The organism is Geotalea toluenoxydans JCM 15764 (assembly GCF_001311985.1).
GTDB lineage: Bacteria > Desulfobacterota > Desulfuromonadia > Geobacterales > Geobacteraceae > Geotalea > Geotalea toluenoxydans.
Window position 1 is genome coordinate 86,139 of record NZ_BBCJ01000009.1, and the last position, 13,396, is coordinate 99,534.

Here is a 13,396-nt window from a genome sequence, read left to right on the forward strand (position 1 = left end):
CCGGTCTGACCCAAACGGAGGTTGCATATGTTCAAAGGAAGCATTGTCGCCATTGTTACACCATTCAACAATGGTGTGGTGGATGAAGAAAAACTGCGGGAACTGGTGGAATTCCAGATTGCCGGTGGCACCGATGCCATCGTGCCGTGCGGCACCACCGGGGAGTCCTCCACCCTGGACTACGAGGAGCATGACCGGGTCATTGAGATTGTTGTCCAGCAGGTGAACAAGCGGGTTCCGGTCATTGCCGGCACCGGCTCCAACTCCACCCGCGAGGCCATCGAAATGACCGAGCATGCCAAGCAGCTCGGCGCCGACGGCGCGCTGCTCGTTACTCCATACTACAACAAGCCGACCCAGGAAGGGCTCTATCGCCACTACATGGCTGTTGCCGATGGGGTGGCCCTGCCCCAGATCCTCTACAACGTGCCGGGACGCACCGGCGTCAATCTGCTGCCGGAAACGGTGGCACGGCTGGCCGAGCACAAGAACATCGTTGCCATCAAGGAAGCGACCGGCTCCCTGCAGCAGGCATCGGAAGTGCTGGACCTGTGCGGCGACAAGATTGACGTCCTCTGCGGTGACGATTTCATAACTTTCCCCATGATGCTTGCGGCGCCAAGGGGGTCATTTCGGTGGTCGCCAACATCATGCCCAAAGAGGTCGCCGCCCTGGTGGACGCCTTCTTTGCCGGCAAGATGGAAGAAGCCCGTCAGTGGCACCTGAAGCTGTTGAAGATCTCCAATGCCATGTTCATCGAGAGCAACCCGGTGCCGGTCAAGACCGCTGTTGGCCTGATGGGCAAGGCTAGCGACGAGGTAAGGCTGCCGCTGGCGCCGATGTCGGAAGCCAACAAAGCTAAACTGACGGCAGTAATGAAAGAATACAAGCTTATCTAAATCGATTCACCACTAAGGCACGAAGAGCACTAAGTAAACCAAAGGTTCTTCCTTTCGGTTTCTTCGTGTCCTTAGTGTCTTCCTGGTAAGACAAGGGGTTTTTCAATGGTGAAAGTTGCCGTTTGCGGTGCCGCTGGCCGCATGGGTCAAAGGATTATAGTTGCAATAACCGAAGCCGAAGGGATCGAGCTCTCCGGTGCCCTGGAGCGGCCGGGCCATCCCCTGGTCGGTCAGGACGCGGGGCTTCTTGCCGGCTGCGGCGAACTGAAGGTTAAGATCAGCGACGACATCAATGCCGTCGTCGAAGGGTGCGATGTCCTGATCGACTTCACCACCCCGAAGGTGTCCCTGAAGAACCTGGAGGTCTGTGCCCTGAAGAAGAAGTCTATCGTCATCGGCTCCACCGGCTTCACCCCCGAAGAACGGGCACTGGCTGCCGAGCTGGCCAAGGAGATCCCGGCGGTGCTCGCCCCAAACATGAGCGTCGGCGTCAACGTCTGCTTCAAGGTCTTGAAGGACGTGGCCAAGACCCTGGGTGACGACTTCGACGTGGAGATCGTCGAGCTGCACCACAACAAGAAGAAAGACTCCCCCTCCGGCACTGCGGTGCGCATGGGGGAGGTGGTGGCCGAGGCCCTCGGGCGCGACTACAACAAGGTGGCCAACTATCACCGGGAAGGAATCTGCGGCGAGCGGACCAAGGAAGAGATCGGCATGCAGACGGTCCGCGGCGGCGACATCATCGGTGAGCACACCGTCTACTTCATCGGCATGGGTGAGCGGATCGAGATTTCCCACCGGGCCATGACGCGGGATATGTTCTCCCGTGGTAGTGTCCGGGCGGCCAAGTGGATAGTTTCCCAGAAGCCGGGGATTTACGACATGCAGGATGTGTTGGGGCTGAAGTAAGGAGCATTAAAATGGCTACCACCTATCGGGACAGGCTGATCGCTGATATTGACGAGGTTCCTAAATCAAAACTGCCACAATTGTATGCCATCGTGCATACAATAAAGGAACAGTTGCTGACAACAGCTCCGACAGGACCAGGTGTTGGCAAGCGTTGTCTTGGCAGTGCCAAAGGGCATGTCTGGATGGCTGATGATTTCAACGCGCCGTTGCCGGATGAGATAGTTGACGAGTTTTACAAATGAAATGCCTGCTGGATACCCATGCGTTCATCTGGCTTATTACCGATGATGATCGCTTGTCAGCGAAGGCAAGAAAAACCATTCTTGATAGTCGAACTTTTTTATATCTTAGCAGCGCCAGCATTTGGGAGATGGTTGTCAAGGCCGCTATCGGCAAGTTGAAGCTTCCTGTTCATCCTGAAGCTTTCGTGCAGAAGCAGCTGGCGGCAGCCCAGATACAGGAACTCCCCGTCTCCTTCAAGCACGCCTTCCATCTGCAGCATCTGCCCAATCACCACAAGGATCCATTCGACCGAATGCTGGTGGCGCAGGCTCTAGCCGAAAAACTGACCATTCTCACAATCGATCCATTGATTGCCCAATATCCTGCAAAAACACTTTGGTAATAATTAAAATAAGGAGATTTCTACGTAATGGCAAAAATCAACGACAACTACCTGAAACTGAAAGCAGGCTACCTCTTTCCCGAAATTGGCCGCCGGGTGCGGGCCTTTGCCGAGGCTAATCCCTCTGCCAAGGTCATCCGTCTCGGTATCGGCGACGTCACCCGTCCCCTGGCCCCGGCCGTGATCAAGGCCTTCCACCAGGCGGTGGACGATCTGGCTACCACCGACCAGTTTGCCGGCTACGGCCCCGAGCAGGGCTACGACTGGCTGATCAATGCCATCATCGAGAAATCCTACAAGCCCCTGGGCGTTTCCCTGAAGACCGAGGAGATGTTCATCTCCGACGGTTCCAAGTGCGACTGCGCCAATATTCTGGACATCTTTGCCATGGACAACGTGGTTGCCATCGGCGACCCGGTCTACCCGGTTTACAACGACACCAACGTCATGATCGGCCGCACCGGCGAAGCCGATGACAAGGGCTACTACAAGGGGATCGTCTACCTCCCCTGTAACGAAGCCAACAACTTCATTCCCGAGCTGCCCAAGGAGAAGGTGGACATCATCTATCTCTGCTTCCCCAACAACCCCACCGGCACCGTCGCCAGCAAAGCAGAGCTGAAGAAGTGGGTCGATTACGCCAACGCCAACGACGCCGTCATCTTTTTCGACGCCGCCTACGAGGCCTTCATCACCGATCCATCCATTCCCCACTCCATCTACGAGATCGAAGGGGCCAAAAAGTGCGCCATCGAGTTCCGCTCCTTCAGTAAGACCGCCGGCTTTACCGGCGTCCGTTGCGGTCTGGTGGTCGTGCCCGAAGAAGTCATGGGCACCACCGCCGACGGCGAGCGTTACAGCTTCAATCGCCTCTGGCTGCGCCGCACCACCACCAAGTTCAATGGTGCTTCCTATCCGGTACAGCGGGCTGCTGCTGCAGTTTACAGCGATGAAGGCTGGAAGCAGACCAAGGAGATCATCGACTACTACATGGAGAACGCCCGCATCATCCGTGAAGGTCTGAAGGAAACCGGTGTCACCGTTTTCGGCGGCGTCGATGCCCCCTACATCTGGCTCAAGACCCCCGGCGGCATGACCAGCTGGGACTTCTTCGATAAGCTGCTCAACGAATGCAACGTGGTCGGCACCCCCGGCTCCGGCTTCGGGCCTAGTGGGGAAGGATACTTCCGGCTTTCTGCATTTGGTCATCGGGAGAATGTGATTGAGGCGGTGGAGAGGATAAAGAAGAATTTGAAGTAGTTTGTGACGAAAGGCGGCCTATGAGGCCGCCTTTCATGAAAGGGTTTGTATTTCATTTTAGGCTTTGGCTTCGGGGGAGGCGGTGGTAGCAGGTCCGACAAGGTTTCCTGGCGTAACGTCACAACATAATGTAACAATTGACGGTAGATTGCACGTGTCCGTCGGCACGAAAAACATTAACGAGGTGACAAAGATGAAACAAAATACGTTCAAGAAACTTGTAGCAAAAACAGTACGAAAAGCAGCGCGTTGTACGAGTACCGTGGCGTTACTAGGAAGCCTTGCATCTGCCCCGCTGACCAAAGCCTAAAATCCACAATGTACCAGCTCTTTTACTAATTCCAAATGCTCTCACAAGATTTTCTCACGCTGACGCTGTCTTTCGCGAGCTTTTTCAGCACCGATATCGCGACCGCAGAGTGAAAAATTTCGGTCTCCATGCCCTTCTAGTTCCTGACAATCACACCCGTCTTTGCACTTCCTTTCGACATCGACTTCAATATTGCCTGGTATGTAGCGGTACCGCTGGATACCAAAATCACTGATTCCCCCAACCCCAGTTGCCAACGCAATCAACTGAAGGACCTCAAGGGAAGCAAGATTGGTGCTGAAGGGGAAGACATTCTCGTTATTTTTGTGTCGATGATCAGGTGGCAAACCTTTCATGTAGCTCGGGTCATCAAGTTTGCCTGATTCTTCCAAATTTACATCCGTGAGATTATAAGTCCCGAGGCACGCAAGACAGGGTCTGCCAGGCGCGACTGTCTGAAGTTGCCAATCGACGCCAGTGAACCGCTTATTCTTGTCGAAGCGAACTTCAATTCCTCCATCAACAACCGGTATTAAATGACTATATGCAAAATGGTTGAGAATATGTCGGGCGCGGGGGCGGTCAACGCAACTAAAAATAACGTCGCAATCCAGCGCTGCACGGTAACCTTCTTCTTCTGCTAAGCTGTGCGGTGTTGAAGCAATATCTGTTCTCTCTGCAGTTGCTGAATGCTCAAACTGCCGCTTAGCAACTTCTATCTTTAGTTTGCCAAGGTCTGCTTCTGTTGCCCCTAAAAGTCTGTCGAGATTGTGCGGCTGTATCTCGTCGTAATCAATCAAAGAAATAAACTGCATTCCCATGCGGGCCAGGGTTTCTGCGACAATACTGCCAACGCTGCCTAGCCCAATGATGCCAATTTTGAGACGAGCAAGGTTTTGGTGATTATCTTTGCCCCAAACGGTGATAGAACGCTTAAATTGCTCTCGATAAACAGGTTTCGGCATTAAATCATCATTAAAATCTGCCTTAAGCCCTATCCCGACAATGCGAACAGATTGGCACCATTCGCGACGATACTCGCGGCCACCAACGTGTTGCCACATTCTCGCACTCCAAGTGCCATCAGAACCTATGGTCATCCCTACAAGCGGCAAATCGGTTAGTGCTGCCACTGCCCCAGCGATCTTCCGCTCGGCCAAAATGTCGTCTTCACTCATACCCTGCCAACCGGCTCCGGGGTGACTGTGGAGAAAAGCAATTCCACAGCCTTCCCGTAAAGCAATTGCGCAAACTTTCTCAAAATAATCTGGGTTAAAGCTAGCGTTCCCATGGACCTGCCTATCTCCGGCTTCCGGAAATATAATTGTATGAATCAGAGCAGTTAAACGTGAATTCCCCTGTGATGGAGTCCACAGAGCAAAAGTCAGATCCTCTTGCCGATCCTTTCGAATTAGAAAATTTGAGAGGCTGGTGTTCAGCCTCTCAGGCATGGCTACAGATAATGAAATCTTAAGCATTGGCGAATATCCCCTTTATTTGGTTCATGAGAAGACGTGTCGACCGTTCACTGCCGTTCCATCCGAAGTTGTGGCTCCAGTAGCGCCACTCTGGCCCCAGTGAGCTATTGGTTATGTTCCGTACGCCTGGTAACGTATCGGAGTAGTCAAATAATTGTGGTTCCGTTCTCACGTGTAATGATGCGCCTACAGTACGAGGGAAATCTGGAGTGGCCGGGATGGCTAATTCAATAGTTCGACCAGCAAACTGTCCAAGGGGAACCTCATACTCCTCGATAACTGCAAAAACCGCTTCACCCACGTTAATCATTTCAACAGCGTAGCCGAGTTCCACCAATTCAATGCGAAGTCTTTCAGGTCCAAACATATCAGCACCTCACGAAACAGTAGTTGGGGTATTGTGGTAAACAACAAATTTCATGCCGTTAACGAGGGTTAGGACCATGGCAAGGTCCATAAGTTTCTCGAGTTCATTCCCATGCCGCCTAACTAATGTAGTCTCGTTAGGGTTTGACATGGCGAAATCTTCGAGGAGTTCGCGAACAGTGACTTCCGTTTTCTCAGTTTTGAATTGTTCCTGATCGATGAAAAACACAATTTCTTTCTTCATGGCACCTTCTCCTTTTGCACGGGTTAAATTCTTAAACGTGTGCTTAGGTTATTTTATTTTGCTTGATACGTCAAGCATTATTTTTGCCTTGCGTAGTTAGTCAAGCATTAAATAAGTTTTGCTTGCTGAAGTGAGCATGTTTGTCATAATATCTCTATATAAAAAGCACTTCCCCGGGAGGTACCCATGCCAAAGACAAATGAAAAGCCTAATCGTCCTGAGGCAAAAGAGCTGGGAAACTATCTAGCCAACATCCGCACCGCAAAGCGTATGACGCTCAGAGAAGTTGAAGATGCAACCAATAAGGATGTATCTAACGCCTACCTCAGCCAGCTCGAAAACGGTCGGATCAACAAACCTTCGCCGAGCATTCTCCACTCCCTTGCTTCGGTATATAATGTCCCCTATGAAATGCTCATGGAAAAGGCCGGTTATATTTCATCAGCCGCTGATCGTATTGAAAGTCAGAAGCACGGTCGAGTTGCAACGTTTGCTGGCGAAAATCTCACTCCAGAAGAAGAGGATGAATTACTAGAGTATCTTGCTTTCCTCCGCACACGTAGGGGCCATAAATGATCAAGGCAGATGATAGCACCATCGACCCACCACAACTTTTAGCAATTCGCAAGCATGCACAAAGAGCATTGGAAGCTGCTGCAGCTATCGGTAAATACCCTACACCAATAGCTGACGTGATGCACAGTGCACAGGTAATCGTGGTTGAAGAAGATGTTTTGGATGAAGGGTTTTTGGCGCGCGTTCGCCGTGCGTCAGGGAAGCTAAAGCAGGCTCTTAGCAAGGTTTTAGGTGTGCTCGACATTAAAGCGAGGCTTATCTATCTCGACCGCACATTACATTCAGTCAAGTTAACCTTTCTAAAGCTGCACGAAACTGCTCATGCTGTCCTGCCTTGGCAAAGAGATATTTATGGAGTGGTTGAGGACTGCAAACAAACTATCGCACCTGAAGTCAGTGAGAATTTCGACAAGGAAGCAAACATATTTGCTTCCGAAGTTCTTTTTCAATTGGATGACTTCACAAGACAAGCAGCTGATCAATCGTTCGGCATCAAAGTTCCAATTTCATTAAGCAAGAAATATGGTTCATCAATTTACGCTGCCGTACGAAGATATGTTTCCACAAATCACAGGGCTTGCATTGTTATTGTCATTGATCCTCCGGAGTTAGTGGCAGGTGATGGCTTTCAGGCAAATTTGCGTAGGGTGGTTACCTCTGCTGGATTCGATCTAACCATGGGAACCCTTAATTGGCCAAAGTACTTTACCCCGGGAGACGAAATAGGAGCAATGATTCCGATAAATGGCCGAAAAATGTCTTATCCTAGAAATTGCTCTCTTAGGGATGCTAATGGTGGCCTGCATGAATGTATCGCCGAGGCATTTACTAATACCTATCAAGTGTTTGTGCTTATTTATCCAGTTTCAAAGCTTTCAAAAAAAAAATGTCCTGTTATAAATAGCTCTGGGGAGATGCATAAGGGTCGGGAGATGCATAAGCGGATGCATAAGGGTCGGCGGATGCATAAGGGTCGCGTCTACACATTACACAAATTGCTTGTGAGATCCTTCTGTAGTTCAGTCCCTTCGCTGACAATCTTGACGTATTCTCGGTACATGAATTTGCGATTTCTCCTGCCTTTGCTGATCTGCTGCAGAAGGCCCAAACGCTCACAGGTGCCAATCATTTCGTTGGCTTTGGTATAGCTTACCCCGGCTATCTTGGCAACGTCGTTTGCCATTACAACAGGTTGCTTCATGAGGCCCCGCAGCAGTTTCAGCCCGTGGGCGCCTTCCCCTGCCTCTACCAGCCGGTCCACATCATCCCGCTCCAGCGCCTGAATTCTCCTGGTCGTTTCAAGCACCATTTTGGATACTTCGATTATCCCCTCAAGAAAGAAGCGGGTCCAGGCTTCGAAATTTCCGTCCACTCTCACCTGGGTCAAGCGGTCATAATATTCCTGCTGATGCGCTTTTAAATAGGCGCTTAGGTAGAGCATCGGCTCATCGAGAATCCCTTTCCAGACCAGATAGAGTGTTACCAGCAAACGTCCCACCCGGCCATTGCCGTCGTTAAATGGGTGGATGGTTTCAAATTGATAGTGCAGCAGTCCGCAACGAACAAGCGGAGGGAGGGAGTCTTCCTTGTGAAGATAAAGCTCGAAGAGGTTCAGTGCCTCCTGCATTGTCTCGGGAGGTGGCGGGATAAAACGGGCATTGGCAGGGTTGGAGCCGCCAATCCAGTTCTGCATGGTTCGGAACTCTCCGGGAGTCAGGTGAACCGCTCCACCTCGAACCTGTTGCATGAGAACCTCGTGGATCTCGCGGAGTAGTCGCAGCGACATGGGGAAATCGTCTGCCCTGAGCCGTTTCAACCCGTGGCGCATGGCTTTGACATAATTTATTACCTCGCCTACGTCGGCAGTCGGCTCGTGATCTTCGTCGGCACCCAACACATCAACGAGAGATGACTGGGTGCCTTCGATTTGTGAACTGAGCAGTGCTTCCTTCTGGATAAACATCCCCACCAGCAGATCAGGGTTGGGAAGCACCGTTACTACCACATTCAGTGCGCCAAGCGCGCGGTCGGCAGCCGAGAGCAGCAATTGCAACTCACCTTCAAGACGGATTGGAGGATCAGGCGGCAGCGGCGCCGGGAAAAAAGAAGTGTATCCTGCGAGGGTTTTTTTGAAAACGCCGCTTCGAGACATAGTGCCTCCTGTGCTATGTGTAAATTCTGAGTTATAGCCGGATTGGAAAGAGGTATATCACGTTTTGTTAAATATAAGGATAATTATTTACGCCATATCTCGCAAATTCGAGATATGGCGCCTTGGTAAACCGCCATATCTCCCAGCACTGTAAATTAAGCGAACACCATACTTAATTCAAAGGCGGCCAATCGGCCGCCTTTGCTGTATAGTAGTCGGTACTGGAATGAAGTATTTGTTCTGCGCTGACGGTGATAATCCACCGGCCGATCAAGACGACCTGTGCGGGGTACAAGATGCAGAGCGAGGAAAGGTTACATGGGAATAGCTAAACATCCTTCAGTAGTTACCATGCCGAGAACCGCAAAGCCATACCCGTCCCTCCTTGTTTTCCTGTGTGACCGATTCCCCGCTATTTCCCGGGAGATTTGGGCGCAAAGAATTGCCGAGGGAAAGGTCCTGGATGAAAATGGCCAACGGCTGACGCTGGAGACTGCATATGCCCCCTTAAAGCGTATTTTTTATTTCCGCGAGGTCCTTAGCGAGCCGTGCATCCCTTTTGCTGAAAAGATCCTCTTTCTCGATGATGAGATTTTGGTCGCCTGCAAACCACATTTTCTTCCTGTGACTCCGGGTGGACGCTATGTTGACGAATGCCTGTTGAACCGTTTGCGCAAGAGTACCGGAATTGAAGATCTGGTGCCGCTGCACCGGTTAGATCGTGGCACAGCCGGCCTGGTTCTCTTCTCGGTCAATAAAAAGAGCAGAGGGCTCTACGCAGGACTCTTCCTGAACAGGCTGATTGAAAAAACCTATCAGGCAGTGGCGGCATGTCATCCACTTCAGGAAACAGCCTCATGGAATGTGGAGACAAGAATAGAGCGGGGAGAACCGGGGTTCCGGATGAAAATGGCACCTGGCAGGGTCAATGCCATTTCCGCCATTCATCTGGTTGAGGTCAGGGGAGAACTGGCTCGCTTCACCCTGCTGCCGCAAACCGGCAAAACCCATCAGCTGCGGATTCATATGAGCGGTATCGGCTTCCCGATACTGAACGACAGCTATTATCCCGAGCTGCTGGACGAAAGCGCTGACAATTTTGCCGTGCCACTCCAGCTTCTGGCTCAAAGACTGTGCTTCAAGGATCCTCTGAGCGGCAAGAACAGAGAGTTCAGTCTGAGCGAGAGCTGTTATGGTGACGATTCCAGAGAATTCCGGTGGGACATCATAGTTAATTAAAAAGGCGGCAAATTGGCCGCCTTCGTTGTTCTGAAGAAGGGGCGCAAAAAAGAGGCCAAGGGAGTAAACCCTTGGCCTCTAACTGTCTCTGACTGATGGATCGATTACAGCTTCACATCCAGCTCATTCTGCACCAGCTGCTCACGAACCTGCTTCTTCCTGATCAGCACCAGCTCACCGCTGCGGGTTTTCATGACCGCTCCCGGCTTGCGGTGGGAGTTGTAGTTTTCCGGCGACATACTCTCGGAGTAGGCTCCCGTGCCGCCGATGACCACATAATCCCCGATTTCCGGTTCGATAATCAGCACCGGCACGATGTTGCCGTCTTTGTCCAGACGCACAGAGTCGCCGCTTTCGCAGCAGCGCCCGACAATACCGAACGGTTTCAGTCCGGCCGTCGGCGTCTGGTCGTACTCGCTGGAGAGCAGCGTACCGTCCTGGCGGACGATGGCGATGGGGTGCTCTGAGCCGTACAACAGCGGGCGTGTCAGCAGTTCCATGCCGCCATCGACGATCAGGAAGTTCATGCCGTTGGTCAGCTTCTTGTCGATTATCTTCGTAACAATGTGGCCTGAGTTGGCTACGACAAAGGTTCCCGGCTCGATCTCCATCGTCAGTTCTCGGCCGGTGGCTGCCTTGAATTCCTCTACCCGCTGCTTGGCATAGGCGCCCAGGGAGGTGATATCGGCCTGTTTTTCTCCCGGCATCCTGGCGACCTTGAGTCCGCCGCCGAAGCTGACGGTGGTGGCATCGGGGAAATAGCTCCGCACAAAGCCCAGTTCACGGTCGATGTTTTCCCGCCATTTTTCCGGGTCGCCACCGGAGCCGATATGCACATGCACCTGGGTGAAGCGTAGTCCCTTCTCATCAGCCAAGGCTTTCACCTTGGGACATCGTTCAGGTGGACGCCGAAGCAGGAATATTCGCTGCCGGTGTCGCGGGTGGCGCTTTCACCGCCGCCGGCAGCTCCCGGATGGACCCGGATCGACAGGTCGATGGTGTTGACTTTGGCAAAGTCGGCAATCAGTTGAAACTGGGTCAGGGAGCAGACGTTGTACTTGAGGCCGGCTTTGAGCATCGCCTCCAGTTCGGCGCGTTCCTCATCGGCCGGCACCTCCTGGGTGGTGAGCATCATTCGGCTATAGGGAATGCCGGCGGCATGGGCGCGGGCCGCTTCATCCACCGACGAGCAGTCCAGATCCAGCCCCTTGTTGGTGACGACCCGCAGGACGGTGCGATCCGAGTTTGCCTTCATGGCGTAGCGCACATGCAGGCCGTAGGCATTGGGCATGTTCAGCAGCTGTTCACAGCTGTTTTCGATGTATGCCTGATCGTGCAGATATACCGGCGTTCCCCACTGCTTGGCAATTTGGGGGATGAGCATTGCATCGAGTTTGGTCGGACCAAAGTGTTTCATCGTCATTCTTACACCCTCATAATTTGATATGACACTGCATTCCACAGTCTTCGAACAAAGATGGACATTCCTTTTAACATTTTAGACCGGTATGGTGCAAGATATCTGTGGAATTTTGTGCGTAACGGTGGAGTTATGGGGATAGCACATTTATTCCAAAAGTGGGCCAGTGCCCCCTTTGCCATTTTAATGCTTGAAATTTTCCGGTTTAATGAGCGAGAATGTGCAGCATGCATATCAGTTTCTTCCTTAATGAAACAGCCACCGTTTCAATGTTTTTATGATGACCCACGATTCCCCTTTCATCTATCGCCCCATCGGCGTCCTGCAGTCCCCCTATTCGCGTCGCATTGACGCACCCCATCAGAGCACGGTGGTGGCAGGCACCAAAACCGGGGATTTCGCCTTGGCCACCCTGGAACTGCAGCAGTGGCTGGACGAGAAGGTCATTCAGGATCTGAGCGGCTTTGACCGGCTCTGGCTCATCTTCGCCTTTCATCTGAGTGAAGGCTGGAAAACCAGTGTCAAACCCCCTCGCGGTGGACCGAAACGGGGCGTGCTGGCCACCCGCTCCCCCCATCGCCCCAATTCCATCGGTCTGTCGGCTGTGGAACTGGTAACGATCGAAGGAAGGACACTCCATCTGCGCGGTGTGGACCTCCTGAATGGCACACCCGTTCTGGATATCAAACCCTATGTCCCTATGCGGATGCCTTTCCAGATGCCAGAGCCGGTTGGATCGATGACCTGGATGCCAAGCTCGGGCGTCACTCGGCGCCGGGGCCGCGAAAGCCCAAGTGATGGTGTGATTTGCTGGAAAATAAGGTGGATATCGCTCCGATGCTGTGGTACCTTTTAACTAGCTAGACTGTCTAGCTAGTTAAAGGAGCTCCTATGAAATCTAAAAAGACGGATCGCTTACCCCATGACCGGGAATGGCAGCTTCAGGAAGCCAAGAACCGCTTGAGCCAGGTAATCGAACTTGCTCAGCATGATGGTCCGCAGACGATTACTCTGCGCGGCAAACCTTCTGCTGTCGTCGTATCGTTTGATGAGTATCGCAAGCTGACCGTGCCGCGTACCGGCTTGGCCAAGTTTTTCAGTGAATCTCCCCTGCGTGATGTGGAGCTCGATCTCAGCCGCAGTGCCGATGTATCCCGCGAGGTGGAGCTGTGAAATTCCTGCTTGATACTTGTCTGATTTCCGAGCTGGTGAAAAAAGAGCCGAACCCTGCAGTGGTCAATTGGTTGGACGAGCAGGAAGAGCAATCCCTTTTTCTCAGCGTTCTGAATTTGGGAGAGTTGCAGAAAGGGATCAGCAAACTCCCCGATGGCCCCAAAAAAGATGAGCTTCAGGCCTGGGTCGCCCTTGACCTGGTGGAAAGGTTCACCGGACGCATCCTGGACATTGATCTGGAAACCGCTCTCTGCTGGGGGGGACTCCAGGGAATGGCGGAGCAGAAGGGAGAGAGGTTGCCGGTAATGGATTCTCTCATTGCCGCCACCGCTACGGCGCATGGCTTGGTGGTGGTTACCCGCAATGTGAGGGATATGGAGCGATGTGGCGGCAGGGTTTGCAATCCGTGGGGGTGAGGTAGGCAATTTTCTACCGCATCCTTGAATTTAAGGAGGAAAAGATGTTTGAAGACTTGAAGCCTGGAGAGACTGAACTGGTCGGTATGTGGCTTGACCTTGGCCTGAAGGTGACTGGGGATGCCATTGCCGACCGGGTTGAATGGCTGGCCGCCAATCGGCTGCAGAAGCTGGCGGAGAAGCCGGATGAAGGTGCGGAACTCTACCGCGACCCCAGGGACAACCGCCTGTGGGAGAAGGTGCTCCCTTTTGCCGGCGGACCGCCGACCTTGCGAGTCATCACCCAGGCCAATGCGGCGATTCGTTTCGGGTATACCGGATGAGCC

15 protein-coding genes and 2 pseudogenes are annotated in these 13,396 nt (G+C 52.6%); 11 read left to right on the forward strand and 6 right to left on the reverse strand.

Annotated features, from left to right (window positions below; all coding sequences use genetic code 11):
• The first annotated feature begins 27 nt into the window (after window positions 1-27).
• From dapA to JCM15764_RS07575, 5 genes and pseudogenes are all read left to right on the forward strand, one after another.
• A pseudogene (gene dapA / locus JCM15764_RS07555) lies at window positions 28-899 on the forward strand (4-hydroxy-tetrahydrodipicolinate synthase).
• A 105-nt stretch (window positions 900-1,004) separates the two neighbouring features.
• Window positions 1,005-1,808 carry a 4-hydroxy-tetrahydrodipicolinate reductase gene (dapB, locus tag JCM15764_RS07560; RefSeq protein WP_054694187.1) on the forward strand — a complete coding sequence of 268 codons (804 nt, stop codon included), beginning with the start codon at window positions 1,005-1,007 and terminating at the stop codon, window positions 1,806-1,808.
• An 11-nt stretch (window positions 1,809-1,819) separates the two neighbouring features.
• Window positions 1,820-2,053, forward strand: coding sequence for a hypothetical protein (locus JCM15764_RS07565; RefSeq protein WP_054694190.1), 234 nt, complete (start codon window positions 1,820-1,822; stop codon window positions 2,051-2,053).
• Entirely contained in the window at window positions 2,050-2,436 is a 387-nt protein-coding gene (locus tag JCM15764_RS07570; protein WP_054694193.1) for a type II toxin-antitoxin system VapC family toxin, read from the forward strand. Before JCM15764_RS07565 ends, JCM15764_RS07570 begins: the two co-directional genes overlap by 4 nt.
• Window positions 2,437-2,463: 27 nt before the next feature.
• The gene (locus JCM15764_RS07575; protein ID WP_054694196.1) at window positions 2,464-3,696 is read left to right on the forward strand and encodes an LL-diaminopimelate aminotransferase; all 1,233 of its coding nucleotides are present in this window, start codon (window positions 2,464-2,466) and stop codon (window positions 3,694-3,696) included.
• Window positions 3,697-4,047: 351 nt separating this feature from the next.
• Here the strand turns inward: JCM15764_RS07575 and JCM15764_RS07580 are convergent, their stop codons facing one another.
• Genes JCM15764_RS07580 through JCM15764_RS07590 form a run of 3 tightly spaced genes read right to left on the reverse strand, consistent with a single transcriptional unit; the run spans window position 4,048 to window position 6,094 of the window.
• The gene (locus tag JCM15764_RS07580; protein WP_054694200.1) at window positions 4,048-5,484 is read right to left on the reverse strand and encodes a ThiF family adenylyltransferase; all 1,437 of its coding nucleotides are present in this window, start codon (window positions 5,482-5,484) and stop codon (window positions 4,048-4,050) included.
• Entirely contained in the window at window positions 5,477-5,851 is a 375-nt protein-coding gene (locus JCM15764_RS07585; RefSeq protein ID WP_054694205.1) for a hypothetical protein, read from the reverse strand. The genes JCM15764_RS07580 and JCM15764_RS07585 overlap by 8 nt, the downstream gene beginning before the upstream one ends.
• Window positions 5,852-5,860: 9 nt before the next feature.
• Window positions 5,861-6,094: a hypothetical protein gene (locus JCM15764_RS07590; protein WP_054694208.1), complete on the reverse strand. Its 234-nt coding sequence runs from the start codon at window positions 6,092-6,094 to the stop codon at window positions 5,861-5,863.
• A 186-nt stretch (window positions 6,095-6,280) separates the two neighbouring features.
• Between JCM15764_RS07590 and JCM15764_RS07595 the strand changes: the two genes are divergently transcribed.
• Entirely contained in the window at window positions 6,281-6,670 is a 390-nt protein-coding gene (locus JCM15764_RS07595) for a helix-turn-helix domain-containing protein (protein ID WP_243688550.1), read from the forward strand.
• Between the two features lie 979 nt (window positions 6,671-7,649).
• On the opposite strand, the gene JCM15764_RS27995 is transcribed toward JCM15764_RS07595, so the two are convergent.
• The gene (locus JCM15764_RS27995) at window positions 7,650-8,822 is read right to left on the reverse strand and encodes a Fic family protein (protein WP_054694211.1); all 1,173 of its coding nucleotides are present in this window, start codon (window positions 8,820-8,822) and stop codon (window positions 7,650-7,652) included.
• Between the two features lie 318 nt (window positions 8,823-9,140).
• Here JCM15764_RS27995 and JCM15764_RS07605 point away from each other — a divergent pair, with 318 nt between their 5' ends.
• The gene (locus JCM15764_RS07605; protein WP_243688552.1) at window positions 9,141-10,061 is read left to right on the forward strand and encodes a pseudouridine synthase; all 921 of its coding nucleotides are present in this window, start codon (window positions 9,141-9,143) and stop codon (window positions 10,059-10,061) included.
• A gap of 104 nt (window positions 10,062-10,165) precedes the next feature.
• Here the strand turns inward: JCM15764_RS07605 and JCM15764_RS22355 are convergent, their stop codons facing one another.
• The gene (locus JCM15764_RS22355; protein ID WP_369412278.1) at window positions 10,166-10,672 is read right to left on the reverse strand and encodes a hypothetical protein; all 507 of its coding nucleotides are present in this window, start codon (window positions 10,670-10,672) and stop codon (window positions 10,166-10,168) included.
• A 27-nt stretch (window positions 10,673-10,699) separates the two neighbouring features.
• A pseudogene (locus tag JCM15764_RS22360) lies at window positions 10,700-11,484 on the reverse strand (type III PLP-dependent enzyme domain-containing protein); the annotation flags it as partial.
• A 274-nt stretch (window positions 11,485-11,758) separates the two neighbouring features.
• Here JCM15764_RS22360 and tsaA point away from each other — a divergent pair.
• Genes tsaA through JCM15764_RS07630 form a run of 4 tightly spaced genes read left to right on the forward strand, consistent with a single transcriptional unit; the run spans window position 11,759 to window position 13,393 of the window.
• A complete protein-coding gene (tsaA, locus tag JCM15764_RS07615; RefSeq protein ID WP_243688555.1) occupies window positions 11,759-12,337 on the forward strand; it encodes a tRNA (N6-threonylcarbamoyladenosine(37)-N6)-methyltransferase TrmO in 579 nt (192 codons plus the stop codon).
• Window positions 12,338-12,372: 35 nt separating this feature from the next.
• Entirely contained in the window at window positions 12,373-12,654 is a 282-nt protein-coding gene (locus tag JCM15764_RS07620; RefSeq protein ID WP_054694214.1) for a type II toxin-antitoxin system Phd/YefM family antitoxin, read from the forward strand.
• Window positions 12,651-13,070, forward strand: a complete 420-nt coding sequence (locus tag JCM15764_RS07625; RefSeq protein WP_054694217.1) for a type II toxin-antitoxin system VapC family toxin — start codon at window positions 12,651-12,653, stop codon at window positions 13,068-13,070. The genes JCM15764_RS07620 and JCM15764_RS07625 overlap by 4 nt, the downstream gene beginning before the upstream one ends.
• Window positions 13,071-13,114: 44 nt before the next feature.
• A complete protein-coding gene (locus JCM15764_RS07630) occupies window positions 13,115-13,393 on the forward strand; it encodes an Imm27 family immunity protein (protein WP_054694220.1) in 279 nt (92 codons plus the stop codon).
• Window positions 13,394-13,396 lie beyond the last annotated feature (3 nt).

What these genes read in the sequence shown, in the direction of transcription:
- JCM15764_RS07565 (WP_054694190.1), top strand. Translation starts at nt 1,820, where the DNA reads ATGGCTACCACCTATCGGGACAGGCTGATCGCTGATATTGACGAGGTT.
- tsaA (WP_243688555.1), top strand. Translation starts at nt 11,759, where the DNA reads ATGATGACCCACGATTCCCCTTTCATCTATCGCCCCATCGGCGTCCTG.
- JCM15764_RS07580 (WP_054694200.1), bottom strand. Translation starts at nt 5,484, where the DNA reads ATGCTTAAGATTTCATTATCTGTAGCCATGCCTGAGAGGCTGAACACC.
- JCM15764_RS07620 (WP_054694214.1), top strand. Translation starts at nt 12,373, where the DNA reads ATGAAATCTAAAAAGACGGATCGCTTACCCCATGACCGGGAATGGCAG.
- JCM15764_RS27995 (WP_054694211.1), bottom strand. Translation starts at nt 8,822, where the DNA reads ATGTCTCGAAGCGGCGTTTTCAAAAAAACCCTCGCAGGATACACTTCT.
- dapB (WP_054694187.1), top strand. Translation starts at nt 1,005, where the DNA reads ATGGTGAAAGTTGCCGTTTGCGGTGCCGCTGGCCGCATGGGTCAAAGG.
- JCM15764_RS07630 (WP_054694220.1), top strand. Translation starts at nt 13,115, where the DNA reads ATGTTTGAAGACTTGAAGCCTGGAGAGACTGAACTGGTCGGTATGTGG.
- JCM15764_RS07595 (WP_243688550.1), top strand. Translation starts at nt 6,281, where the DNA reads ATGCCAAAGACAAATGAAAAGCCTAATCGTCCTGAGGCAAAAGAGCTG.
- JCM15764_RS07585 (WP_054694205.1), bottom strand. Translation starts at nt 5,851, where the DNA reads ATGTTTGGACCTGAAAGACTTCGCATTGAATTGGTGGAACTCGGCTAC.
- JCM15764_RS22355 (WP_369412278.1), bottom strand. Translation starts at nt 10,672, where the DNA reads ATGGAGATCGAGCCGGGAACCTTTGTCGTAGCCAACTCAGGCCACATT.
- JCM15764_RS07570 (WP_054694193.1), top strand. Translation starts at nt 2,050, where the DNA reads ATGAAATGCCTGCTGGATACCCATGCGTTCATCTGGCTTATTACCGAT.
- JCM15764_RS07590 (WP_054694208.1), bottom strand. Translation starts at nt 6,094, where the DNA reads ATGAAGAAAGAAATTGTGTTTTTCATCGATCAGGAACAATTCAAAACT.
- JCM15764_RS07605 (WP_243688552.1), top strand. Translation starts at nt 9,141, where the DNA reads ATGGGAATAGCTAAACATCCTTCAGTAGTTACCATGCCGAGAACCGCA.
- JCM15764_RS07575 (WP_054694196.1), top strand. Translation starts at nt 2,464, where the DNA reads ATGGCAAAAATCAACGACAACTACCTGAAACTGAAAGCAGGCTACCTC.